This window comes from Helicobacter sp. L8, from assembly GCF_003660355.1.
In the GTDB taxonomy this organism is placed as follows: Bacteria; Campylobacterota; Campylobacteria; order Campylobacterales; family Helicobacteraceae; genus Helicobacter; species Helicobacter labacensis.
This window is the reverse complement of sequence record NZ_QXQR01000006.1, coordinates 50952-75648: the sequence shown is the minus strand read 5'-3', so window position 1 is coordinate 75648 and position 24697 is coordinate 50952. Positions and strand designations below refer to the sequence as shown.

24 protein-coding genes, 1 other RNA gene and 1 pseudogene are annotated in these 24697 nt (G+C 47.7%); 8 read left to right on the top strand and 18 right to left on the bottom strand.

Annotation, left to right across the window (positions count from 1 at the left end):
* Positions 1-8 precede the first annotated feature (8 nt).
* The 6 genes from EAO37_RS04765 (at position 9) to EAO37_RS04740 (ending at position 4142) form a co-directional block, all read left to right on the top strand.
* Positions 9-755, top strand: a complete 747-nt coding sequence (locus tag EAO37_RS04765; protein WP_120945048.1) for a carbonic anhydrase family protein — start codon at positions 9-11, stop codon at positions 753-755.
* 197 nt (positions 756-952) lie between these two features.
* On the top strand, positions 953-2167 hold the full coding sequence (locus EAO37_RS04760; protein ID WP_120951907.1) for a hypothetical protein: 1215 nt from the start codon (positions 953-955) through the stop codon (positions 2165-2167).
* A gap of 56 nt (positions 2168-2223) precedes the next feature.
* On the top strand, positions 2224-2589 hold the full coding sequence (locus EAO37_RS04755; RefSeq protein WP_120945052.1) for a hypothetical protein: 366 nt from the start codon (positions 2224-2226) through the stop codon (positions 2587-2589).
* Positions 2590-2627: 38 nt separating this feature from the next.
* Positions 2628-2949: RNase P RNA component class A (gene rnpB / locus EAO37_RS04750), an RNA gene on the top strand.
* Between the two features lie 12 nt (positions 2950-2961).
* Positions 2962-3843 carry a 16S rRNA (cytosine(1402)-N(4))-methyltransferase RsmH gene (gene rsmH / locus EAO37_RS04745; protein ID WP_120945054.1) on the top strand — a complete coding sequence of 294 codons (882 nt, stop codon included), beginning with the start codon at positions 2962-2964 and terminating at the stop codon, positions 3841-3843.
* Positions 3831-4142: a hypothetical protein gene (locus EAO37_RS04740; RefSeq protein WP_120945056.1), complete on the top strand. Its 312-nt coding sequence runs from the start codon at positions 3831-3833 to the stop codon at positions 4140-4142. Before rsmH ends, EAO37_RS04740 begins: the two co-directional genes overlap by 13 nt.
* A 17-nt stretch (positions 4143-4159) precedes the next feature.
* Here EAO37_RS04740 and EAO37_RS04735 read toward each other — a convergent pair.
* The 12 genes and pseudogenes from EAO37_RS04735 to EAO37_RS04680 all read right to left on the bottom strand — a co-directional run bounded on the left by EAO37_RS04735 (position 4160) and on the right by EAO37_RS04680 (position 17870).
* Positions 4160-6048: pseudogene (locus EAO37_RS04735) on the bottom strand (FtsK/SpoIIIE domain-containing protein).
* A gap of 566 nt (positions 6049-6614) precedes the next feature.
* On the bottom strand, positions 6615-6848 hold the full coding sequence (locus tag EAO37_RS04730) for a hypothetical protein (RefSeq protein WP_120945063.1): 234 nt from the start codon (positions 6846-6848) through the stop codon (positions 6615-6617).
* Positions 6849-6857: 9 nt separating this feature from the next.
* Positions 6858-7280 carry an SMI1/KNR4 family protein gene (locus EAO37_RS04725; protein ID WP_120945065.1) on the bottom strand — a complete coding sequence of 141 codons (423 nt, stop codon included), beginning with the start codon at positions 7278-7280 and terminating at the stop codon, positions 6858-6860.
* Positions 7247-8260, bottom strand: coding sequence for an HNH endonuclease (locus tag EAO37_RS04720; RefSeq protein ID WP_120945067.1), 1014 nt, complete (start codon positions 8258-8260; stop codon positions 7247-7249). The genes EAO37_RS04725 and EAO37_RS04720 overlap by 34 nt, the downstream gene beginning before the upstream one ends.
* Before the next feature lies 1 nt (position 8261).
* Positions 8262-8531, bottom strand: coding sequence for a hypothetical protein (locus tag EAO37_RS04715; RefSeq protein ID WP_120945069.1), 270 nt, complete (start codon positions 8529-8531; stop codon positions 8262-8264).
* A 50-nt stretch (positions 8532-8581) separates the two neighbouring features.
* Positions 8582-9205: a hypothetical protein gene (locus EAO37_RS04710; RefSeq protein ID WP_120945071.1), complete on the bottom strand. Its 624-nt coding sequence runs from the start codon at positions 9203-9205 to the stop codon at positions 8582-8584.
* A 9-nt stretch (positions 9206-9214) separates the two neighbouring features.
* Entirely contained in the window at positions 9215-11695 is a 2481-nt protein-coding gene (locus tag EAO37_RS04705; RefSeq protein ID WP_120945073.1) for a hypothetical protein, read from the bottom strand.
* A 22-nt stretch (positions 11696-11717) separates the two neighbouring features.
* Positions 11718-13010 (bottom strand): hypothetical protein, encoded by a 1293-nt coding sequence (locus EAO37_RS04700; protein ID WP_162982962.1) that lies wholly within the window; start codon positions 13008-13010, stop codon positions 11718-11720.
* Positions 13011-13061: 51 nt separating this feature from the next.
* The gene (locus EAO37_RS04695) at positions 13062-13514 is read right to left on the bottom strand and encodes a hypothetical protein (protein WP_120945075.1); all 453 of its coding nucleotides are present in this window, start codon (positions 13512-13514) and stop codon (positions 13062-13064) included.
* Positions 13515-13536: 22 nt separating this feature from the next.
* A complete protein-coding gene (locus tag EAO37_RS04690; RefSeq protein WP_240451725.1) occupies positions 13537-15918 on the bottom strand; it encodes a molecular chaperone DnaK in 2382 nt (793 codons plus the stop codon).
* A gap of 9 nt (positions 15919-15927) precedes the next feature.
* Positions 15928-16692 (bottom strand): hypothetical protein, encoded by a 765-nt coding sequence (locus EAO37_RS04685; RefSeq protein WP_120951902.1) that lies wholly within the window; start codon positions 16690-16692, stop codon positions 15928-15930.
* Positions 16693-16694: 2 nt separating this feature from the next.
* On the bottom strand, positions 16695-17870 hold the full coding sequence (locus tag EAO37_RS04680; protein WP_205589492.1) for an HP0729 family protein: 1176 nt from the start codon (positions 17868-17870) through the stop codon (positions 16695-16697).
* A gap of 89 nt (positions 17871-17959) precedes the next feature.
* Here EAO37_RS04680 and EAO37_RS04675 point away from each other — a divergent pair, with 89 nt between their 5' ends.
* Complete coding sequence (locus tag EAO37_RS04675; protein WP_120951899.1) at positions 17960-18145, top strand: DeoR family transcriptional regulator; 186 nt, start codon at positions 17960-17962, stop codon at positions 18143-18145.
* Between the two features lie 28 nt (positions 18146-18173).
* Positions 18174-18821 (top strand): WYL domain-containing protein, encoded by a 648-nt coding sequence (locus tag EAO37_RS04670; protein ID WP_120945081.1) that lies wholly within the window; start codon positions 18174-18176, stop codon positions 18819-18821.
* Here EAO37_RS04670 and murA read toward each other — a convergent pair.
* From murA to gltX, 6 genes are read right to left on the bottom strand one after another with little or no spacing between them, the layout of a single operon-like run.
* Complete coding sequence (gene murA / locus EAO37_RS04665; RefSeq protein ID WP_120945084.1) at positions 18818-20098, bottom strand: UDP-N-acetylglucosamine 1-carboxyvinyltransferase; 1281 nt, start codon at positions 20096-20098, stop codon at positions 18818-18820. The genes EAO37_RS04670 and murA overlap by 4 nt on opposite strands.
* A complete protein-coding gene (locus tag EAO37_RS04660) occupies positions 20099-20512 on the bottom strand; it encodes a hypothetical protein (protein ID WP_235853037.1) in 414 nt (137 codons plus the stop codon). It lies immediately after the preceding gene.
* A complete protein-coding gene (gene galU / locus EAO37_RS04655; RefSeq protein ID WP_120945088.1) occupies positions 20497-21321 on the bottom strand; it encodes a UTP--glucose-1-phosphate uridylyltransferase GalU in 825 nt (274 codons plus the stop codon). The genes EAO37_RS04660 and galU overlap by 16 nt, the downstream gene beginning before the upstream one ends.
* Positions 21314-22963: a lytic transglycosylase domain-containing protein gene (locus EAO37_RS04650; RefSeq protein ID WP_120945133.1), complete on the bottom strand. Its 1650-nt coding sequence runs from the start codon at positions 22961-22963 to the stop codon at positions 21314-21316. The genes galU and EAO37_RS04650 overlap by 8 nt, the downstream gene beginning before the upstream one ends.
* Positions 22964-22965: 2 nt before the next feature.
* The gene (locus EAO37_RS04645; protein WP_120945091.1) at positions 22966-23259 is read right to left on the bottom strand and encodes a YggT family protein; all 294 of its coding nucleotides are present in this window, start codon (positions 23257-23259) and stop codon (positions 22966-22968) included.
* Positions 23259-24596 carry a glutamate--tRNA ligase gene (gene gltX / locus EAO37_RS04640; protein ID WP_120951896.1) on the bottom strand — a complete coding sequence of 446 codons (1338 nt, stop codon included), beginning with the start codon at positions 24594-24596 and terminating at the stop codon, positions 23259-23261. Before gltX ends, EAO37_RS04645 begins: the two co-directional genes overlap by 1 nt.
* Positions 24597-24697 lie beyond the last annotated feature (101 nt).

Sequence of the window (24697 nt, the reverse complement as noted above, 5' to 3'; positions counted from 1 at the left end):
AGTTTTTGATGTGGCGTTATCTTCTCTTATGCGCGCCTTTGAGCCTATGGGCTGCTGAATCACACCATTGGAGCTACCAGCACCCTAGTGCCCCCAGCCAATGGGGGCATCTGCACAAGGATTACGAATTGTGCAAAAGCGGGAAAAACCAATCCCCCATTGACATAGAACACTATTACAACGCCCCAGATAAGGAGAATTTGGGGGTGTTTTACCAAGCGGACGCTAGCCCTATCTCTTTGGATTACTCACACCACACCTTCGTAGCCAAATTCAACTCTCCTAAAAACCATGTGATTTATCGCGACCATGTCTACAACTTGGTGAATCTGCACTTCCACACCCCGATGGAATTTAGCATCCACAAACAACGCCAACCTTTGAGCATGCATTTGGTGCACAAAGACAGCAGTGGGCTCTTATTGGTGCTAGGGATTGGCTTTGAGATTGGACAACCCAATGACTTGATCGCCCGGTTACTGGAGGCTTACGCGCACAAGCAAGTCCCTAGCGATTTAGATTTAGAAACTCTATTGCCCCCCAGCATTAGTTACTACCACTTCAATGGCTCGCTAACCACTCCCCCCTGCACGGAGGGCGTGGCATGGTTCATCATTGAAGAAACCTTGAGCGTGTCCCAAGAACAGCTAGAAGAGTTGCAAAAGATCATGCACTACATCAAAAACCGTCGCCCTCCCCAAAAGGATTACAATAGCGTGATTGTCAAAAGCTCGGCGATCTTGCGCGAACCCTAAGATCTTTGCAGGCGCGCATGCGCGGTGCTTGTGTTCCAAGCGGTAGCGCGTTTTGGTGATCGTTTAATAGATGTGCTAGTCAACAAAACCCCTATTTAGCATAACAACTCTAGGGATTCATTCCTACTAACAAGGCTTAAGTCCTTAAATTTATTTATATTATAATGCCAAGTTTGATCGGCTCAAAAAGGGAAAGAATGCTAAGAGGGATTGTGTTACTCTTGTGTGTGGCTGTGTTCTCCTATGCAAAAGGGTTCAAGGATTACATGCGCTATGATTTGGGCTTTCATCTCTTCATCATGGATCACGAGGGTTCCACCACCTATTGGCCCAACACCAACACCACTTTAAGCACCCGCCTAACCCCTGAAGTCGGGTTCGCCTTTGATTTGGGGCGTGTGGAGCAAAAACTCATGGTTGGGGCGTTCCTCTTCCAAAATATCCACACCTACCAGATGAACTTCCCTAGCAAATGGGGACCTACCATCTACTACCAAGCCCGCGCCAAGTCTTTTAATTTCTATGGGGGGATTTTCCCTAGAAAATACCTCATTGGGCATTACCCCTTAAATGTCTTTGCGCCTTACTACTGGTTCTCTGATCCCAACGCGCGTGGATTTGCCCTGCAATACAACCCCCCCTCCAACCCCTATAAAGACACCCGCATAGAGGCGGAGTTTTTACTAGATTGGTTTGGGGGGAATTGCTACACCTGTAAATACGGGCGCAACGCGCTAGGCAATGGCATGGATCGCTTCAGTTTTATGGGAGCTAGTGAGCTCTCCACTTTGCAGGGGTTTTTGAAAATTGGGGCTAATGCGGAGTATTTCCATGTAGAAGATCAATTCTTGCTCAACTGGCCCCACCCTGTGAGCGGGATTAGGCATGGTTCTATCTACTTGCTGGATCGACTCTACTACCAAGCCTATGCTAAAAGCGATCTGCTCAATAGCGCCCCCTTTATGGAGGCATTGAACTTCTCTGTGGGCGTGTTGGGTAATTTAGAACGCCTGCGCCGCATCGGTATAGCCGAGCCCTTTAGAATCAGCACGGGTTTATTTGTGGAGAGTCATATCCAATTTAAGGGCTTTGGGATAAGCGATCTCTTCTTTGCTAGTAAGCATGGGGAGGATTTCTACTATAGCAAATACGCCCATGTGAATCTCATCTGTTCGAAAGACTATTGCCCCACCCCCATTTATCGTGGCGTGCCTTTTTTTCAAGCCCCCCTTTACAATCGTCTGGATATTTACTACGAGTTTAAAAGCTCTTTTGCTAAAATCCGCACCCAATTTGTCTACAATCTGATGAGCGACTATGCCACCACCCAAGATTCCTACCAAGTTTACTTCACCGTGGCACTAGATAGCTACGATCTGCTCAATTTCATCTTATCCAAGGTGCATAAATAAAGCTTATCAATAGAAGCGCATTAACGCCGATTTAGAGTCAAAGTAAGGAGGCGTGCATGTCCTATGTTACCGGCAATGTTACCCATGTCAACCAGAATGCCCCCTTTGGCTCCATTGTCTACCAGAACGCTTTGCCTAAATCCGATCAAGAAAACCACAAGGAGTTTTTAGAACGCTTGCAGGTGGTGCAAGAAACCCGTGCCTTAGAAAAGAATAAGGCAATCCATCGCGACAAGGATCAAAGCCCCCCCCAAGAGCACAACCCCCCACCCCAACAACAGAGCGATTCGCGTTGTATGGGCGACAAACAGCATTGCTACCACGGGCATTACTATAGCGATCGCGCTTTGGAGCGCGCCTTGCAAAACACTCAGGAGCTAGAGGGCTTTTTAGAGCCCCATGTCTTAGATGTCATTATCTAAACGCGCGTGCCTTAAGTTAAGATTTGTTACAATGGCGCGCGCATGGGCGGTGGTTGCTTTGGGTGAAACCAAAGAGGAAAGTCCGAGCTACCTAAGACGAGATTCCATTTAACAAATGGCTAGCGTGAGCTAAGGGAAAGTGCCACAGAAACAAACCGCTCTTTTAGAGTAAGGGTGAAAAGGTGGGGTAAGAGCCCACCGCACCCCAAGTAATTGGGGCTGGTCTAGGTAAACCCAATCTGTAGCAAGAAGTGCATGGTAATAGTCTTAAACAAAGCACTTCGCATGAGGTGGGTTGTAAAACCCATCCTAGATAAATAACCACCCACGACAGAACTCGGCTTATGCCCATGCCCTTTTAAGAAGGATCGCATGCACCAAAGCGTTTTACTCCAAGAAGTGATTCACGCCTTCGCCCCCCTAGGGCGCGTTGAAAACCCCCTTTTGATCGACTGCACCTTGGGTCTGGGCGGACACACTCTAGGGCTATTGCAAGCCTACCCGCATTTGCGCGTGGTGGGCATAGATCGCGATTTAGAAGCCCTGGATTTAGCCAAAGAACGCCTAGCAGATTATACTCCCCGTTTTACATACCGCTATGGTGCTTATAAAGACATCATCGCCACCTTGATCCAAGAGGGGGTGTGGGCGCGCTGTGATGGGGTGTTAGCCGATTTGGGGGTGAGTTCTTTACAGCTGGAGAGCAACACGCGGGGTTTTGGTTTTAACGCGCCCACTTTAGACATGCGCATGGACACTAACGCCTCTTTGAGCGCGCGCCAAGTGATCAACCACTACAGCCCCTATGAGTTGGAATGCGTGCTAGAGCGCGCGCAGGTGCGTGGGGCTAAAAAGATCGCCTCTCTCATCGTCCAAAGACGGCACAAACGCCCCTTTGAAGAAGCCAAAGACTTAGCCAGCTTTTTAAGCGCGCACCTAAAACGCCACAAACACCACCCCGCCACTCTCGTGTTCCAAGCTATCCGCCTAGAAGTCAATGACGAAATGGGGAATTTGTGCGCGCTCTTAGAATATGCCAAAGGCTTACAACACGCATTACTAGCCATTATCTCTTTCCACTCCTTAGAAGATGGGCAAGTCAAGCACGCCTTTAAAAAATTCGCGCTAGAGTGCGGGACAAATTTAACCAAAAAGCCCATCACCCCCAGCGCGCTAGAATTGCAACAAAACCCCAGAGCCCGGAGCGCCAAAATGCGTATTTTTCATTTTCAAGGTTATCCATGGAAGCCCTAGAACATACAGAAGAGAGGCGTTTGCGCGCTAGCGCACAAGAGAGAGACGCGCTATTTAGCGATCAAATCCGCGAACACCAAGGTATTCCCATCGCGTGGTTGCTCATAGCGATCGTGGGGTTGATCTTATCCCTAGTGCTGTTCGCGCCCAAGATTTACCTGACTAACAACATCTACTACACCAGTCGCGCGATTCAAAAGCTCAAGGGTCAAGAAAACCTTCTGCAAGAAGAAAAACGCCAACTCCAGCTGGAGTTAGAACAACAACGCTACAAATACACCATAGAGAACATGCCCTAGCCCCCCCCCAAAGGGGTTTAGACTTTATAAGGTCTAAAATCCCTGTAAAGATCGCTGGCTTTGTCAAAAAAGCGCGCGTTTAAGGGGTGTAACTCGGCTCTGATCTCTGCAGAGGTTGCCTTGTCCAAATTGTCCTTATTGCTTTTAAACACCACGCTATAGCCAAAGAAATCCAGCATGGGCTTGAGCTCAAAATTAGCGGTGATCTTTTTTAAGTTGCTCGCAAAGACGATGAAGTGCTGTTCATTGTCCATCGCCAATTCTAAAAACGCCTGCCATTTGGCTAGACCGATTTTTTTGCTATGCAAGTCCTGTGCCTCATCTAAGGAGTCAATGAGGATGAAACTCCCCGGGGCGATATTTTCCTCAAAGAGTTGCGCGCTGGTGTGGGTGGCTACAATGCCATAATCTTGCAATTCTGCCATGCGCACGGCAATTTGCTTGCTGGCGTTGTAGTAATAAAGTTTCTTGCCAGTTGTTTGCAAATTTTTACCTAGAATTTTTAGCCAAGTCATTTGGGCTTCTAGGTCATGGCTTACCATGAGTAAGTGCGCTTGGCTGGTGTTAGCAAACTCGAGCATAAATTCTTTTTGCTCATAATCCACATCTACGCCAAGTTGCAATGCCCACCCCTGCACTTTTAAATCTGTGGGCATGCTAATGGGAGTTTCCCCATTGTAAAGCTTGTGGGGCACTTTTTGCGTGCCTTGTTCTAGAGCGGCTTGGTTGGTTTTTTGGATGAAAGCGGGCAATTTTTCATTAGCCGCATAGGGGATTGTCATAGACACATGGTAAATAGGATGCCCGCCATTGTCATTGTAAATCCCCTCTGGGCTTCCTTTAAGCGCGCAAGCGGCATCATTGGCTAAAACCGATAGGCTATCCTCTGCGTCCATCGCTAAAGCCACGCGGTTACCTATTTGGGCTTTCATAGATGTTGGGATCGTGGTCCCGCGCATGGTTTGGGTGGAAAAGATCAAATGGATACCATAGCTACGCCCCTTTTTGAGCAAGGCGTTGAGCAATTGCCCCACCCGGTCGCTTTCCTTACCCATGCCCTCTGCAAAGAGCACTTGGAATTCATCAATGATAACGACCATTCTTGGCATGGATTGCTTGGCGTTGTGGCGGTAGCCCTTAAAATCCTTGACTCCGCTTGTCTTAAACAATTCCGATCGCGCGTCATCTCTGCATTGAGCCACTCTAAAAAAGTGATCCCATAGGGCACAGAAGATTGCACACTCACTAACATGGCATGTTCTAAAATGGGGTTAGCATAGGCGCTAAATTCCACGCCCTCTTTGTAGTCCAACAAGAAGAGGCGCAATTCATCCGGGGAGTAATAATAGGCTAAGTTTTGGATTAGCACATTCAAAAAGTTAGACTTCCCGCTCCCACTACGCCCACACACCAAAGTGTGATGCTGGGTTTGATCGCCCCCAATCTCAAAGAGCACTTCTCTATGATCGCTATCCCAGCCAATAGGCACACTCACAATAAAGGTGCTTTCTTTGCTCCAAAACTCTTGGGGTCTTTGCAACGCGTCTATCTCGCGCTTCACTTGCTTGCGCTCAATGTAGTATTGTTGCACGGCGTGCGCAAAAGCGTTTAAATGTTCTTGTGCCACGCTAAAATCATGCACCACTTGCAAATTGAGTTGTTCTAAGTGGGGGGGCAGGGCTTGGAAATTCTGCGCGTAGTCGTGCAAATATTGTTGCAAGGCTTTTAGCCCTACAGAGGCTTCGCCCTCTTGCGCGCTGTAGATAAAGCATAGCACCCCATTAGAGGGTCCATAACGCACAATCTTTTGCAAATAGTGCAAACTCTGGCTATCTAGGGCATCTACTCCGCTTAAAAACAAGGCGCGCACTTCTAAAATGTCCGGATTATTGCGGTTAAAATGCATGAAGTCCTTGTAGTTGGCTAATTTTTCTTGTAAATTGGCTTTCAAGTAGCTATAAAGACTTTTTAAAGCCTCTTTGATCTCATCGCCCTCTGTGAGAATCTTTTGTTTGTAGATAAAATCGTTGTCTTTTTTGAGCAGTCTGCGCGCCAGCGCGAACAGCCCTCCTAGACTGAGCGCGTCCACTAGCACCACTTCTAAATGCGTGAGGGGCACAGCTGAGATCAAGCGCATCAACGCCTCGCGCATGAAACGCGGGGTTTGTTCGCTATCTCCATAGAGGGTGGGGGGTGGGAAGGCATAGGATTTGGGCACATAAAAGGGTTCAAAACTCTCATGGGCATGCCCATCGCGCACTTCATACAAGCCCACGGCTAAAAAATCTGGGTATTGCTTGCCATGGTTGGCGTGCAATTCTCCGCCTAGCTGGGGCTGGATCGCGCGGATTTCTTTAATGCGATCTTGCACCTTGTGTAAATTCTCCTGAATCCTAGACATGGGCGCGTTTTCAAAGCGCACGCTTTTAAGAGCTAGGTCCAAATCTTGTAAGAGAGTGTCCATGTTAATCCTTATGGGTTGATGCTTTGGGCGCGTTTGACCAAATCCCTAGCTTCCTCTAGGCAATTTTCAATGATCTGTTTGGTGTTGCGAATCTCATATTCCAAATTTTCCAAGTGGTTTGTCAGGTTGCACATGGGATGAAAGACTTCCACACTCAGCTTATGCCCTAACTCATCGTTCATCGCCTCTAAAAATTGACTCTCCAAACTCTGTAAAAACAAAGTGATGCCATCATAATGCATGGATGCCTCCTAGCTCTCTAGCTTTTTGACAAACATTTCAAAGACCAATAGGGGGGTTTTGGTGTAAGTGTCTGTGTCTAAGAACAAGACCTTTTGGGTGTTGTTGTCTAGCAGATAATACCCCCCATACCCATCGCTCCCAAAGACGATCTCGCCCTCTTGCAAATGCTCCTTGAGCGCGTCCATGAAAAACACAAACAGACATTTTCCCTCCGTGTTGAAGTCCAGCACATTTTTGAATTGGTAAGTTTCTTTGCCAATAGAAAAACTGCGCTTGGGGGGGATCGCGTTGTTAGTTTGCTTGAGGAATTCTATAAATTCCGGGCTAAAGCTCTGGTGGCAAAACTCCTGCGCGGCTTGCAAACCCTCCTCTTGCAAGGGGATCACAAAATCCCAATTTAGGTATTGAGCTGTGTTGCTATTTGTTGCCATAGGGGGTATCCTTTCGTGTGGGGGACTTTGAGTAAAATTTCTTCGCGCACTAATTGCATCGTGCCTAAAGGCGGGTTGCCATCAAAATGCCATAAATAACCCTTAGGGGTGATGCCCTTGTTGATTTGTAATTGTTCTTCCTCATTAAAGAGTTCTTGTAAAGAAGAGCGTTCCTCTAGGGCTTTTTGCAAGGCTTTAAGCGCGCGAAAGACCAGCATAGGTTTTTCCTCGCTCAAGTGATCTAAACCTATGGTGGTAGAAAACACCGCAGGGAATAAAGGCAGATTTAGTTCGCTAAAGCCAACTTGGAGGGTATTATCAGGGCTTGTGATAAACTCCTGCTTGTGCTCCTCTAAAAATTCTTGATACTTGGCATTGGCTTCTTGGATTTTGGCTTCTTGCAAAGCGGGTTCTAGCTGTTGGTGCAATTCTGCCAAACGATCCAAAAGGGGTTGTAATTGGGGCGGGGGGATATTGTATTGCTCCTCTATAATGCTAGCTGCCTCATTGGAACGCCGACACAGCTCATTGTGTTCCTCATCATAGGCAAGCAATAGATTCTTGCTTTGCTGGTAAGCCTCCTCTAAGATTTGGCTCTCGATGCGCTTGATCTGCTCGGTGTAGATTTCTAAAGCCTGCTCTAAAAGGGCGACTTTTTCCTCCCATTGTTTGCGTTTATTGGTGGCTATGGTTAGGGCGACTGTGGCTGCGGCTACAGCCGCCATAGTCCAAGGTTCTGGAGTTAGCCAAGCCAAGCCAAGCAAATATTTGCGATACTCCTCAGTTTTTCTAGCATCGGCTAGCCCCGCCCTAGCCTCCTCTAAAAGCTTTTTAGTTTCCAAGCACTCCTTACAGATCGCCTCGTAATACTCTTGCAATTCCTGCAAGAAGTTACGGGTTTTTTGGTGTAACCCGTCCCTAAAAAAGCGCACCTGCGTGATGACTTGGCGCACCTCTTGGGTATTGACTTGGACTGGCATGCTAGCGTCCTAGATAATCTCTGGCTTCTTGAATTTTGCGTCTAAGCCAGCGCACCTGTTCGGTCGCCTCCGCATCAAAGCGTTTTAAAAACACCTCCAAATCCTTAAGCACTTCCTCAAACTCCAAATATTTGGGATCAGCCCAAGTATCCCCTAGCGCGCGGAAATGCGCGTTGAGATCATTAACCATGTCGTTGAGATCGTCCATGAATCGTTGCAGATGGTTGGTAAAATCCTCTGTTTCCTCAGGGTTGATAACCGCTTGTGCCATTGTGTTCCTTTGTTTTAAAATTTTCTTATCCCGCCCAACCGCCCACTTATTTATAGATTGTCCTCAGATCCGTGGGGCTTGGTGTCCCCCTGAGTGCTAAACTTCCTGTCCACTTGGCGCGCAGGTTGCACCGGTGTTTCTGGTTTGGGCGCGCGCTTGCCTTTTAACGCGTTCTCATAGGGTTTGAGATTCTCTTGGTGGAATCTTTGGATGCCACTAAGGTCTTTGGGCTCTTCTTCTGGCTCCTCTAAAGGGGCTTGGGGCGCGTTCTGTTTGCTTAAATCCACATTGGTAGAAAGCCACAAAGCACCATCTTCTAGTTTGTTGCCCGCAAAATCCTCTACACTGCATGCCAAATGGCAATCCATGTTCAAGAGGTCTAGCACCACGCGCACACTCTTAGCGTCCCATAGACTTTCTTCCAAGCGTTCTTTAAAATGGGGACTTTCAAGCACGATGGCGTGTTTGCCCACTTGGTTGAGCCAAGCAAAGGCGTAATCTTTGGGCACGCGCGGGTCAGTAATGTTGTAGTCCTCCTCGAAGGTTGCCCAAAAATTGGGCTCAATGTCCTCAAAATGCGCTTTTTGGCGGTTGAGACTCACGATGCCCTTGTTGGTGTGTCTAAAGACACACACGCGGTTATCCACCAATACAAACATATAAGCGTATGGCATGGTCGCTCCTTAATCTAAATGGATGTCTGGGCTTTCAAAAAGCAACTCCCCATCGCCAGAGAAAATGCCCACCTTGAGCGTGCTCGCGTTCAGCGCACAAATTTTCACCCGATGGGTTTCATCGTAGTAGCGATCGAGGCGCACAGAACGCCGTTTAGCCTCGTGAATGGGGAAATCGCTAGAAAAGGCTTTGGGTTTGTCGGTGTAATTAAATTCCAAAGTGTCCGCCATGACATAGTCTAAAAAGTCCACCCACTCGCCCACCTTAATGCGATCACGGCTGATTTCCACCTTGAACAAGCCGTAATCATCAATGCCCAAGTGGAATTTGAACTTAGGTCCTTCCTCTGCCTCTCTTTCTTGCAAGACGCGAATCCCCCTTGGACGCGGGCGGCTATCCAGCAGTCCAAAAACCACACCGGTTTTACAAGTGGGTTTGAAGTGGCTTTTTTGCTCTGGAGCTCGACCGGTGAGTTGCTTGATTTTTTCATCAGCTTCAAGCGTGCCTAAGGGTGGGTAGAGCTCAAATTCCATTTCTTCGCTTTCTTGTGTGCCTACCACGCTTGCTTGGTATTCCTTGTAGCGCGCCTTTTCCTTTTCAATGTGTTCTAAAAACAGCTCTTTGACAATGGGCGAACGGCTCGCATTCCCGCCTAAGAAAATGTGCAATTTGTTCAATTTTTTCATCTTTTTGGAGGCAAGCTCTAGGGCGTGGAAGAAGTTATCCACTCCCTTGCCAATCTCCTCTTTGAGAATGTGGAGCAATTTGGTGTAGTCAATTTTGAGATCGATCACATCTCTAGCCCCATTTTTGTTTAAGAGTTGGATTTTTTTGACCTCCTCCTCTTGTTCGTCGTCCAAATGATCCTCTTGCAAGCTCTCTACAAAGACACGCAAATGTTCCACCAAGTCTTGTAAATTGCGCTTGCCCTCGCGCGAATTGTCTAGTAACCCCCTGAGTGCTGCGCTATCCACGCCCTCGTAATTGGGGGTGGCAATTGCGATCTGCTTGTTTAGCAATTGTGAAAAGTTTTCGGGTTCTTCAAAGACCTTAGAAGCAAGCAATTCTAAGAGATTTTCCCCACCTAGGTATTTCATCCCCTCTGCTCCAAAGTGGGAGATGTCAAAACCAAAGGCTTTTTCTGCGCTTCTCTCCCAAGTGCCAAAGTCAAAATCTGTTGTCCCGCCCCCAAAGTCAAAGACTCCGTAATTGACAATACCACAATCTGGGCGCGCAAACCCAAAGGCTTGTAAGGCAGTGATCGCATAGGCAGCTGGCTCACTAGCCCTAAGCTCCACGCTCAATTGGTTGGTGTTTTCATCAAATACCCCTTTTGGCAAGGATTTCCTCAAGCCCTTTTCAAAACTTTGGCGGATTTTTTCGGCTTGCTCCTTCTCGTATTTAACCGGGTAGGAGAGGAAGTATTTCAAATGCACCCCGCTGTTCATGTTGTTGATGTAGCGCCCCAAAATGTAGGCGTAAAACTCAATGGGGTTGTTATTTGTGCACGCCATAAAGCTCCCTAAATCCCATGTGCGCCCATCGTTAAGATACTCCAAATCTTTTAGGCGGATTTCATAATGCGCCGTGCCCGCCCATTGTTTGAGCTTGTAGAAAAAGCGGTAGTAGTCATTCCCCGCTGCACGCTTAAACTCGTTAAAGGCGGTGTGGGCGGTGGTAAGGTCTTCTACCTCTGTAAAGGGGCGGTGTTCGAGCGCGCCATAGTCGCCTAAGAATTTTTGGTGGTGGCGGAACTCAATGATGGTGGGGTTTTCAAAATCCTTATCGCCCACTTCTTTAAAGGCTTCTTGCGTGCCAATAGAGATAAGGGTTTTTCTGCCCGAATCGTCCAAAAACGCCGCTGTGGTGCTCTTGGTGCCAAAGTCAATGGCGACTTCGCTATGTTTGATATCCACGCTAGGGTGGCGCGCGTTGAGCTCTTTATCCAGCTCAAAGTTAATCGCCTTGTTTTTCTTGTTCTCTTGTTCAAAGGGGTAAATGTCCCAATGCCCTTGGTTGGGGTCTTCTAACAAGGATGGGGAGTAGGGGTGCATCCCAATGGCGCGCCAATCCACCTCTAAAAGCCACTTATTAAAATCTTGGGTGGGGATGTGGATAGTGGCGTAGTGGGTGATTTGCTCTAGCGTGTCTACAAATTTCTTGGAGATAAAGGGGGTTTTGCCCCTCTCCCATGTTTGCATTTCCTTGATGTAGCTCAAAAACTCAGGCGATCCCACACAATCGTCCTCAGGCTTGACGCTGGAGATGAGTTTTACTAAGCGCACAAAGCGTTCTCGCTCCTCATCGCTCAAGTCCGCTTGAAACTTGATATAGCCCTCTTTTAAATCCTGCACTTTTCTTTGTGCCTCGGCTAACGCGTTTTTCAAGTCCTGATTATGCGCTTTGGCGATTTTCCTAAATTCCTTAGCTAGGGGGTGGTTGCTGGGCAGTGCTAGATTTTTAACACTCACTCTTGTTTTTATGCTCATGGTTGTCCTTTGTGTGTTGTTTTTATCGTGCCACGCTCACTAAGCTAGTGTGCTTGACCTTGCCTTTTTGCTTATAGCCCTGAAAATGCACCTTAGTGATATTGCCTTGGGTGGGCATACTCTGATCGACTTTGCCACATTGCTCGGAATTATAACGATCCCCCTCTTGCACCCTCAGGCGTTCCAAACCCATTTGCTCGCCCACTAATTCAAAGAGAATGTCAAAAAAATCTTGGAGCTGGGGATTATCCAAATGCCCCTTATTCTTGCTGTATTGATCCTCGATCTGAGTAGCCAGCATATCTAGGGTAAAACCCAAATCCTTACAAACCTCGTAGAGAAATTCCTTAAAATGGCGCGCCACTAGGGAGGGGATGGAGCTTTGCTTGGCGATTTCAAAGAGATTTTTGAGGGGCTCAAAATCCTTATACGCCTCTGCTAGCGCGCGCGCGTTGGCGACTTCTTTTTCTTTGGCTTTGAGATCTTGTGTTTTCTGATCTAGTTGGGTTTGCAGGGTGTTTTTGTCGCCCTCTAGGGTTTTATAGTCGCGATCGCGTTGCTTTTTTTGCTCTTCCCAGCCATCGCGCTGGCGTTCTGCTTCCCTTTTTTGCGCCTCTAGCGTGCTGTAGTCGGTTTTGGCGGTTTTGATTTGCTCTTGAAGTGTCTTAATCTTGCTAGCGCGCTCATCCAAATCACCCTCTAGCCTTTTTACCTCATCGCGTGCGTCTTTTAGTTCTTGTGTCAGTGCGCTAACCTTATCCCCTTTTTCCTTCCAATCCTTGCACTCCCCCTTGAGATCCTTGATCTCTTTCTTGAGATCTTTGATCTTGTCCTTGAGTTTGCGCTTTTTGTTTGCCATCTCTTCCTCCTCTTGATAGGACACCTCTAGCTCTGAGGCTAGCTCCCCCAACGCCTCTTCTAGTGCCTTTTGGTGCCTGCGCGCCTGCTCGCTCTTTTGGTATTTAAACGCCTCTTGAATCTGCTCGTTTAAATCCTTTTTTTTTAGCTCCTCGTCCAACCCTAAGTCTGCTAAGATGTCTCCAATGGCGTTATAAGCGCTTTGGAGTTGTTTAGAGAGAGCCCCAGAGCGTTCATTAGCGCGCTCCAAGTCTTTTTGCAGCTGTGTGTTCTGCGTAACCGCGTTTTGGTGTTGGGGGTTATGCAGAATGTCTTTTCCCATAGCCTGCGTGTCTATTGAGTGTTTTGACTCGGGTGTTTTCTCATTGCCATTGTAAAGTTTGCTGGTCTTATGCACGGTGGCATCTAAAAAACCTTGTCCATCATCAATATGTAAAACCACTTCGTAGGTAGCCATTTGTTTCCTTTCAAATTGAAGTTTTGCCTTTGCGTGTTGCTGTGTTCTAATTCATGGATTCTCCTTATTGGCGCGGAGTTTGCGCGCAAGTAAGATCAAAGGACCACACCGGTGATCGGGGATTTTCTCTCCCTTAATGTCTTTAGGGATTTCTAGGGCGTTGCGCTTGAGCGCGGGGTTTGTTGGGTGCGTGTGCAATTGCAAAGACGCGGGGATTGCCTTAGCAAAGAAGTAAGCTAAGGCTTGGTTAAGCTCCTCTAGCTTGAGATCAAAACGGGGCGCAATGGCTAAGTGGCTAGGGACTTCTAGGGCTTGATCGCTTAAGATCACAAAAGCATGCGCCTTTTCAAGCTCTAAGCGCGCCTTTTCTGCCAACCACTCCCAAAAATAGGGCTTGAAGTCCTGCCACAAACTGTCGTGCCGACTCAACGCCTCAAACCCCTCTGGATTAAACACCCCTGCTGCGATCCTGGCATTTTCACACACGATTAACAAATTTGCCATGTGTTCTCCTTCAATAAGCTATTCACAACTCCACCCTTTTACACGCGCTGAGATACTTCCCACTCTCTAATCCCTCTTGTGTAGCGACCACAAATTCCAAAGCGCTAGGGCTCACCACACGCACAAATATAAAGGCTTGCGCGTTAGCGACATCTGTTTCTAGGCTCTTTTTAGAGATCGCCCCATCGTTGATACTCAGACTTTGCGCGCTCGCGCTGGCTTGGGAGGTGTAGTAGAGTTCAAAGTGGCTCTCAGACGCGTCTAAGAATTTCACCCATGTTTTATACGCCTGTTTTCTATCCAGCAGAATTTCAAATTTCTCTTTGCGCGCCCGACCCACATAGTATTTAAAAGCGATGTTTTCTTGGACATTGTTGTCAATAACTTGGATTGCCCCGCCTTTGCGCGCCCTAATAAGCCCAAAGGCGACACCCGTTTTGCCATTGGGTTTGTCTAAATCCGCGCTCTCTAGAGGTTTATGCAAGATAAAGCTAAAACCATCTTGGGAGAGTTGTGCGATCTTTTTCAAAAAGAGTTCCTCCACAAAAATAGATTTGCTGGAATTGCCCGCCAAAAAGATGTGTAAAGCGTCGATGTCCATCGCCCCATCGCCCCCTTGTTCAAAATACGCCTCCACCGCAGCCACAAAGTCGTAAAAGAAGTTCTCCACCCCTTTTCTAATGCGCTCTTTAAATAGGGCTAGCACCTCTGGCGCGCTGAAGTCTAGGCGCACTCCTGCGCTTTGTTGCCCGTAGCGATCAAAGAGATTTAAGGACAATTCGCCCTCATCCTCAAAGTCTTTGCCCTCCCAAAGGGGGCGTAATTTCTCCATAAGGCTCTTGGTGTTGGTGTGCGCTTCTTGGGAATGGTTGATCAACACTTCAGCGCCCAAAAACCCCTCTCCCTCTGCAGGTTTTCTAAAGGGAATTTGTTTCTCTAGCAATAAATCTTTATTGCGTTTAAACACCTCAAAGCTGGCTAACTCCAGCAAGTTTTCCCCACCCAAGTAGCGATCTCCTCCACCTCCAAAATGCTCCAAAGTGTAGTCATAGCGGCTATGTGCGTCCGTGCCTTGGAACAAACCAAAGTCAAAATCTGTAGTCCCGCCTCCAAAGTCAAAGACTCCATAGAAAATACGCTCATTTTCACTTGGATCAAAGCCATAACCCTCTAAAGCCATGATCGCATAGGCGGCTGGCTCACTCGCGCCCGCCTCTACTTTAAGTTGCTTGGCTATGCCTTGATTGTGCAGGGCATTAGGCAAGGATTTGGCTAGCCCTCTTTTAAAGCTTTGCAAAATCATGTTGCGCACTTCTAGCTCGTAAGTTACGGGGAAAGAAAGCAGGTAATTTAAAAAAATCCCATGGTGTTGGTTGTTGATATAAAGCCCTAGATAGTAGGCGTAAATCTCAATAGGGTTTAAATCCTCTCCCTTGATCTGCAAACTCCCCTTCACTTCAAAATGCGCCTTTTGTTTGTCTAGAATCTGGAGTTTCTCATATTTATCGCCCGCCCATTGTTTGAGCTCGCTTAGATAAGCGTTATATTCATTAGACCCACTCCCCAAAAACGCGCTATAGGCTGTGTGTGAGATATTGACATCGCTCCATTGGGTTTTAGGGCGACCCGCTTGGGATTTGTAGCTTTTAAGAAAAGCGCTTAAATTGTTAAAGCTAATGATGGTGGGGTTTTCATACTGGTTTTTCTCAACCCTAGCAGAAAAATCCCCCAAGCCCACGCGCATAGGCAGGCTTTGGTTTTGACTTTGGCAAACCACCACACTGCTAGTTGTCCCAAAATCAATCCCCACCACACCTTCTTTAATATCTGCTTTGGGGTTTCTAGCCATCAAGGGGGGTTCAAGGTTGAGGCGCACCTTACCCCCCTGCAACAAATACGCCATATCCCAAAGCTCCCAAGAACCCCGATTGGCATCGCTTAGTATTCTGGGGTCGTATTCTTGGATATCCGCGCGGCGTGTATCCGCGTTGGTGAGCGCGCGCACAAAAGTATCAATCTCCCCCCTTGCTAGGGGATCGTTTTCATCTACACAGAGGGTTTTAATCGCCCTAATGGTTTTCTTGGCATCCTTGCGCCTTTTGTAAAACTCCGCCCCCATGCCTAGCACAATTAATGCCCCCAACACCCCTATCACGATTGTCCAAAGTTTGAAGATGAGGGTTAGGATAATCGCTACACTGGATAAGCCCACTAAGGCTGTTGCGACTAGCAAAAAAATCTGTTCCCCTGATGAACCGCCGCTCTGTTTACTATCTCTAAGCGCCTCTATAAAAACCGCCTTAAGTCTTTGTTGCAAATTCCCCCTCTTTGTCTTGGCTAATTTGAGCGCCACCATCACCGTTGCAACACCCAAGATTAATGTTAAAATGAATAGTATCCACATGCGCTCTCCTCATACTCTCACTACAGAAGCCCTTTTGACTTCTCCACTTCTAGAGTGCCTAAAGCCCCGCAGCAGCACTTCCACGACCGCCCCGCTGGCGTTGGTGCTAGAGTGGTGGCGTTGGTGCTTGGTGGGGTCGTAAGCTTGCCCCACTTCCAAAGGATCTAGCTGGTAGGGGGTGGCTTGTGCGTAGTAAGCAAAGAGGGCATAAAAGATTTCTACGAGAGTGTGCGCGCCCTCTGTGCTTTCTTTAAGCGCGTTATTGGTGTAATCCCAAAGCATTTCAATGTTTTTACCCTGAGTGCCAATGACTAGAAAAGCAAGCGGATCGCCCTCATTGAAGAGATTGCTAAGTCCTTGTTTGAGCGGAGCGGGCAAGGTCAAAAAGAGTCCGTAGGCTTGGATTTTGTGTTTTTCTAACTCTGCGTGGGCTTGATCTAATGCCTCCTTAGTGCGCTCTAATTGCGCTTGGGCTTGATCTAACGCCTCTTGCATGTTTTCTAATTGCGCTTGTTTTTGTCTGTGCGCTTCTTGCAGGGTGAGCAAGTCTTTTTCTAAAGTGGCTAGCTGGGTTTTATAGCCTTGTAATTCCTCTTGCACCTTGTGTATCTCTTGGCGCGCTCTTTGCTCTTGTTCTGCCATGTGTGTTGCATTGGTTTTTTCTTGGCTTGAAAATAGATTTTTAAAACATTGGATAAAACATTGAAACATCGCTTCTTGCACCTCTTGATCTTGGAGTAGGTCTAACACTTGGGTTTTTAGGGGGTTTTGCATGCTTATCCTTTATTGATGATGCGGATGCCATTAAACACTTCTTTGGGCTTACCCGGGGTGTTGTGGCGCGCAGGGGTGGGGGGCGTGGATTTGAGATCTTCTCTAAAGGCGATCATCGCCTTTAGAATGCTGGTTCTTTTAATGCCTAGAATCTGGTGGCGCAGTTGTTGCGCGTCGTCTAGGGAAGCGCGTTTATTGCCATGCGCGCTCTCGTTGCGGATACTTTGGAAAGTGCTAATGGTGTCTACAAAGGTTTTAGAGAGAAAGAATTTCAAGGGCACGGGCAGATTAGCGATCAAATTCCTCATCTTGTGTTGAGTCAAGATGAATTTATAGGTCCCCAGATTGGGTTTATGGTGTTTCAAGTCGCTAAGGATGTAGGTCGTGCTTTGCACCTGGTAACCCAAGCCCAAAACCCCTGAATCCACAGATGCCAAAAATTCTACTAACTCCTTAAAAAAGGCGTAGATCTCTTGCTCCAAGACTTTGGAATACTTGAGGGTGATCGTGCTAAAGTCATATAGGGGGTCTTGCTTATTGCCCTGAAACTCTAGCTCAGCGTAGATGATATTATCCAAGCTAGCATGGTGGAGTTTGTAGGCGCAATCCCCAAAATTGAGCGCGATTAGGTGATTTTTCAGGGTTAAAAACTCCTGACTCTTAAAGACATTGGGGTAAAACTTCTGGGGGCTCTCAAAATAGTTTCTCTCTTGTTTCATCTCTATGGACAAGGGGTAATCATAGTCATTGCCATAGATTCTAAAGGTGTGGTTGCCGTAGTTGGGGGTGGTAAAATTGGGTAAATACGCATCGCGGATGGTGATAAAATCGTTGCGTTCTAGTTCGCATAAATCCGTGATGATGAACCACGCCTCCACAGCGTAATTTTTCTCTTTATAGTAGTTTGGGGCGCGCACCTGCCCTAATTGCCTTTGCACCGCCTCCACCTTAGCCACAAACAAGCTCGCGTAATTCGTCAAGAAGAGCTGTAAAACATTGCTAGGGCTGGTGTTTTGGTAAATGCGCTGTAGGGTTTGGGGGAATTTGTGTTCCTTGTCCTTGGATTTAGGGCGAATCTTGCCAAAGGCAACCTTGCCATCTTGCTTGAGAATATCCAAGTGCAATTTAATCACATCGTTTTGGTAATAGTCATTGTAGAGAATGAGAAGATTTTGCATCAAAAATCCTAATAGCCAGTGTTTGCTAGATGATACCTAAGTGCTGCGACAGCTTATGTCGCTAGAATAGCTTTTTGTGGAGGAAAAGAATGAAAGACCATGACAAATTAGCCACGCGCCTCTCCCAAATTTTACTCAAGATCAACCAGGGCGAAGTCTTGCATGTGCGATCGCTCGCCCAAGAGTTTGGCGTGAGTGTGCGCACGATCCAGCGCGATCTCAACCGGTTTGCGCCCTTGATCGTTGGGGGGGGGGGGGAAGTACCTTTCTTGTGATAAATTAGGCAGACTTCCCCATAATGCCATGTTATCCCTCATCACGCTCAGTGGGGCGCAATCGCTCTACCCCAGCCTAGAACCCCAATTTTTAAACGATCTTCTGCAAACCCCCCAAACCCTTGTTGTGCGCACGGATTTTGAAGAGATCGCCAGCGCGCAGCAAAGCTTTATGGCGATCAAAGAAGCGATTTTGCAACACAGAGTGCTATCCTTTAGCTACAAAAACAAGCCCCGCCAAGCCAATCCTTACAAACTCCTCAATAAACATGGCATTTGGTATTTGCTAGCGGAGGAGCAAGGTTGTTTAAAGACCTTCACCCTCAAAAAGATCAGCGCGTTAGAGGTGTTGGACGCGCGTTTTAGCCCCCAAGCGCACACCCTAGCCCAGCTTGACAAACACCCCGGTTGGTTTTGCCAACACCCTATCAAGGCGACTTTGCGTATCCAAAAAGCCGGCGTGCCTTATTTTTTACGCAAATGCTTTTTTGCCCACCAAGAAACATGTCTCTTAGACAATGGCGATTTAGAAGTGTCTGTGCGTTGCGCGTATGAAGATGAAATCCTCAATTTCATTAGGGCTTGGATTCCCTACGCCAAGCTCTTAACCCCCAAATGCCTGCAAGCCAAGCTGAAAGCCCAATTACAAGCCTATTTACAAGAATTAGACCCCTAGGATTTCAGGCGTTTGATCTTGGCTCCCAAAGCGCGCATTTTGGATTCTAGATTCTCATAGCCTCGATCCAAGTGGTAGATGCGGTGCACCCTAGTTTTGCCCTTAGCCACCAACCCAGCCAACACCAGCGCGCAAGAAGCCCTCAGATCGGTCGCCATCACATCAGCCCCCATGAGTGTGCTCCCCCCCTTGATACGCGCTAGCGAACCCTTTAAACTAATTTGTGCGCCCATGCGCTGTAATTCGCTCACATGCATAAAGCGGTTTTCAAAGAGTCGTTCTTCAATCAAACTCCCCCCATTGCACTGCGTGGCTAGTGCCATAAATTGGGCTTGTAAATCGGTGGGGAAACCGGGGTATTCGGTGGTGATGATCTCAAAGGGGGCGCGTGTGGGAGCGGGAGATATGCTAATGCTGTGCTGGTTGGGGCTTAATTCTTGGACATCTAGTTTAAAGCCAATTTCGCTAAGTTTGCCCAAAATGGCTTCTAGATGGTGGGCGTTGGCGTGCGCGCAACACATGCTAGAATTGGTGATCGCCGCTGCGCATAAATAAGTCCCGCATTCAATGCGATCGGGGATGATTTCTATGGGTTTAAAGCTTAGATTCTCTTGCTGTGTGCCCTGTATACTAATTTCGCTACTCCCCGCCCCGCTAATCTCCACCCCTGCGCTTTGCAAGAACGCACAAAGTTGCACCACTTCGGGTTCTTTAGCCGCGTTGATGATCTTGCTCTCTCCTTTGGCTAGCGCGGCAGCCATCACAATATTTTCTGTGCCCGTAACGCTGATCTTATCAAAGATAACATCGCAACCCTTGAGCCCGCCCTTTGCCTTGGCTACAATATAGCCCTGTTCGATATGGATGTGCGCGCCCATTTTTTCTAGGGCTTTCAAGTGTAAGTCCACAGGACGCGCCCCAATGGCACACCCCCCGGGCAAACTCACCTTGCACTTCCCAAAACGCGCTAAGAGCGGACCTAAGACCAAAATAGAAGCGCGCATTTTGCGCACAATGTCATAGGGGGCTTCTAGGTGAGAGATATGGCTAGCGTCTAGCTTGAGGCTGTGCAAATCCTCCCAATGCGTTTGCACGCCCAAGTGTTCTAAAAGACTCACCATCGCGCGCACATCGGCTACGGCGGGCAGATTTGTAATGTGGGTATGCGCCCCGCCTAGTAGAGCGCAGGCTAAGATAGGCAAAGCGGCGTTTTTAGCCCCTGAGATCGCCACACTACCGCTTAAGGGTTCTTGCCCCTTGATTTCTAAGTAGTCCATTTAGTCCCTTTTCTTGTGTTTGAGCGCAAGACCTATGGTGTTGGCGATGGATTTAGCCAGCTTGGGGTTGGCATTTTCTAGATCATGCCCGAATTTGATCGTGCGATCGATGTCTAGGTATTCGCTCCCTGCAATGTCTTCTACAAAACCTAGCCAATCTCCCTCTTTGACATTTTTAGGCAGAGTGTTGTAGTAGCGCGTAAAATTCTCTAAGAGCACCTCAAAATCCCCCTTGGTTTTTAACATTCTAAAATTGCTAATGAGCTCGCTTAAAGAGGGGAGCTTGGCGCGGGGGGGTGGGGGTTGAGAATAGGTGTAAACCAGCCCGATAATAAAGACGGGAAAAGCCAGAAAAAACCCCGCACTCCAATAGATCGCATAAAACCACAGATCGCCCATTAGGCTTTCACCCATTGGTAAAAATCATTCGTGGCTTGCACAAAGCCATCCATGCTCCCACAGTCGTAGCGCGCGCCCTGAAACTTGTAGGCTAAGACTTGTTTGCGTTGGGATTGCTCCAAGAGCGCGTCTGTGATTTGGATTTCTTGGTTTTTACCCGGCTTGGTGTTTTTAAGCACACTAAAAATATCCGGGGTTAAGATGTAACGCCCGATGATGGCTAAATTGCTGGGGGCTTCTTGGGCTTTGGGTTTTTCTACCATGTCCATCACTTGGTAAACCCCATGGGCGATCTCCTGCCCCTTGATAACCCCGTATTTATGCACCTCTTCTAGGGGCACCTCCTCAATGGCGACAATACAGCATTGGTATTTGGCATAGAGTTCTACCATTTGGCGCAACACGCCCGGACCTTGGGAGTTGATGCATAGATCGTCTGCTAGCACCACACAAAAGGGCTCATTGCCAATGAGGGTTTGGGCTGTGTAGATGGCATGCCCTAGCCCCTTCATTTCGTGTTGGCGGGTGTAGGAAAACTTGCAGGCTTGCATGATCGCGCGGATACTCTTTAGGTATTCTTCTTTATTTGTGCCATTGATCTGGTGTTCTAATTCGTAACTGATGTCAAAGTGATCTTCAATGGCGCGTTTGCCCCTCCCGGTTACAATCGCCATCGTGTCGCACCCTGCCTCTAGGGCTTCTTCTACGCCATATTGGATCAAGGGTTTATTCACAATGGGCAACATCTCCTTAGGCATAGCCTTTGTGGCGGGTAAAAAGCGCGTGCCATAGCCCGCAGCAGGAAACAGACATTTTTTAATCATGGTTATCCTTGTGTTGGAGTGTGTCTTGGAAAAAGGCGTTGAGATCAAGGGGCTTGGCATGGGGAGCAAAAATGCGCTGGTAGATGATGTAATTAGCCATCACCTTTTGCCCGTAAATGCGTGTTTCTTCATAGGGGATTAATTCCATACTCAGCCATGGTTCAAACTTGCCGGGTTCAAAAAAATGCCTTTGATTCAAAAGCCGTCTGAAAAACCCGGGACCGGCGTTGTAGCAATAAGCCACAAAGAGAGGGTGTTTAAATTCGGCTTTCAGATAATTGAGGTAGTAATTGCCAAAGGGAAGGGCGATCTTGGGGTTAAACATGTCGGTGAGCTTAGTGGGACCCACACCCATTTTCTGGGCAAAATTGGGCACATTGAAGGGCATGATCTGCATTAAACCTAGAGCATAAGATCGCGAAATCAGCGCGGGCAAGAGCAAACTCTCTTGGCGCGCGATGGCGTAGGCTAGCGCTCTCTCTTGCAGAGAGCCCCAAGTAATAATGTGTTCGTAGGGAGCTAAAAAGTAATGCTGTTTGGGGTTGTAACGCCCTAAGAAATAAGCTAAATGGGGGAGGGTTTGGGGGGTTTTTAGACTCTCTAGTCTTTGATTGCGCGCGGGACCCTCTGGCATCGCCAAAGTCTTGTCCTTAAAAATTTGCCAAGCAAAGGGGTCGCTGATGTCAAAGGGGGGCTTTTTATGGCGGGCTTGCAGGGTGGTTACTAGCTGGTAGACTGGGGTTTTGTGGAGCTTGAAGTTAGCATAGAGGCTAAAGAGATTGGGATTATCGCTTTGGCTCAAACTCTCTAAAAGCGCGGAGTCTTGGCTGACTAGGTATTGCCAAAAGAGGGCTTTATCTTTGAGAAAGGGGTTAGTAGCCAAGTAGGCGGTGCGTTTGAAATAATCCAGCGCGCGCTCTTCTTTGTGTTGCACAAGCGCGTTGATCCCTAGCACAAAAAAGGTTTTGTCATCACTATTAGTGATATGGGCTTTGGCTAGAGATTTTTTAAAGCGCAAAAAGCGCGCGTCCATCACGATGCGCTGGATAATTTGGTTGAGTTTGGGGTCGTTTTGGTTGATGAAAGATTCGAGCCATTCGGGGCTAATGTGGTGGTCTAAGAGTTGGAGGCGTTGTTTGTAGGGCAGGGCGTTGTAAATGAACACCAAAGTGGAAACACTGCTTTTAAACAGGGCTTTTAAAATGTCATGCTGGAGTAAAATGCCAATGGAGGTGTTGAGTTTGGGGTAGTCTTTGGCAAGCTTGCCTTGCATGAGTTGCAATAGCGCGTGTTGGGATTGATCTTTGGCGTTGCTAAAGATTTTAGAAACACTCAAACCCAAGGCGATGCAAGAGGCATCCTTTAGGGCAAGCTCTTTGAAAGACAAGAGACTACACAAATTGGGCACACCTAAGCTTAGCGCTTTTTTAGCGCGCATGGCTTCTTGGATCGTTGCACTCTTGTAGGTAACCAACTTGTAAGCCACCTTGGCTTCTTGGGTCGTGGTGCTCTCTTCTTTAAGAAACATCCAAATGTAAAAATCGCGCGCGATGCCCGCTGGTTTGTTTTTAAGAAACTCTAGGCTTAGAGTTTGCGCGCCTAAACAGCCACACACACAACACACACACAGGACTCTAAGCACGCTCACCCCCGCGCGTAAAGGAACAGGACTTTTACCACAGTCATGTCGATAAATTGCAAGGCGATGACCACGGCTAAGGGCGAAAGATCGATTCCATTGAAGAGCAAAAAGGGCAACCACGATCGCACCTTAGCAAAGAGGGGTTCAGTGAGGCGGTAGAGAATCTGCACTAGGGGGTTATTGGGATCGGGTTTGATGAAACTCAAAATCGAAGCGATGATCACCACCCAAGTATAAATGGTGATCAGGCTGTGCAAGATGGTAGCCAGCGCGCCTAAGATAGTGTCCACAACCATTAAGAATCCTTTAAGATCAAAATTTCGGAGGCAAAGGCGCGCACAAAGGGGTAGAGCAAGCGCAACTCCAAGCCACAGGCTTGACCGGTGAATAAGATACGCAAGGGTTTGAAAAAATCCTTGCCCTTAAGTTGGCTAGCCTGCATAGCCACTTGCTTAAAGTGGGCAAAATCCTCTAGCTGCGCCAAGCTTAAAGTTTGCAAGGCTTTATAAAGCTTTAAGCAGGGATCATAAAAATTCTCCCCCTCATAGTCTTTTTGGATGTCTTTAGGGCTAAACATGGCTTCCAGCTTGCTTTGCAATTCGCCCACAGTGCTCGAATCCTCTAAAAAAAGGCGGGCTAATTGGGCTTTATTGGGGTGGTTGAGTTTTAATAGGGTTTGGAGTTCTTGGAGGTCTAGGTTAGCTAGGTGCTTGTGGTTAAGGTGGCGCAGATAGGACAAATCAAAGCGCGCGTTTGTTTTACTCAGTTTGCCTAGTTCAAACCATGCGCAACTCTCATTAAGGCTAAAGATGTCTTTAGGGGGGCTATAGCCTAGCGCAATGAGATAATTGGCTACACTTTGGGGCAAAAAACCCTGTTGCAAGAGCCACACCACGCTAGAGGCGGCATCGCGCTTACTCATCTTTTTGCCCGTTTCGTGGTTGAGAATGAGGGGCAAATGCGCGTAGGCGATCTGCGTGTAAGCAACCCCTAAGACTTGGGCTAGGGCTTGTTGGATGAGGATTTGCTTAGGGGTGTTGCTAATGTGATCTTCGCCTCGAATGATGTAGCTAATCTTGTAAGTGAAATCATCGCACGCGCAGGCGAAATTGTAAGTGGGGGTCTTATTAGCGCGCAGGATCACAAAGCTGTCCAATTCATGGGGTTCAAAGCTAATCACGCCCTTGATTTGGTCTGTAAATTTGAGCGCGCGCATGCTCCCCCTCAAGCGCACCACTGGGTGGGGGTTACTTTTTGCTTGCAAGAGCGCCCATGCGTCATGGTAGCGAAAGGGGCGTTTTTCTTGTATGGCGCGCTGTTTTTGATCCTCTAAAAACTCTGGGGTGCAGTGGCAATAAAAAGCCAAGCCATGTTCTAAGAGTCTTTGGGCGTAGTCTAAATGTGTGGGCAAGTTTGCGCTCTGGTAGATGAGTTGATCCCAAGAAATCCCCATAGCCCTTAAGAGATCTAAGATTTCTTGGTCCTTATGGGGGATATTGCGCGCGGTGTCGGTGTCTTCAATGCGCACCATCAAGGGGCGCTGGAGTCGTTTAGCGGTGATAAAGTTGAGCAAGGCGGCGCGCAAATTGCCAATATGCATGTCCCCAGTGGGCGAAGGCGCGAAACGGAGCATTAAAAGCCTTTTTTGCGTAGAATTATAGCCACTCTTGTTTATTACAAACTTGAGAAAACCTACAGCTTGAGATTTTTACTCGCTAGATTAAAAGGAAGATC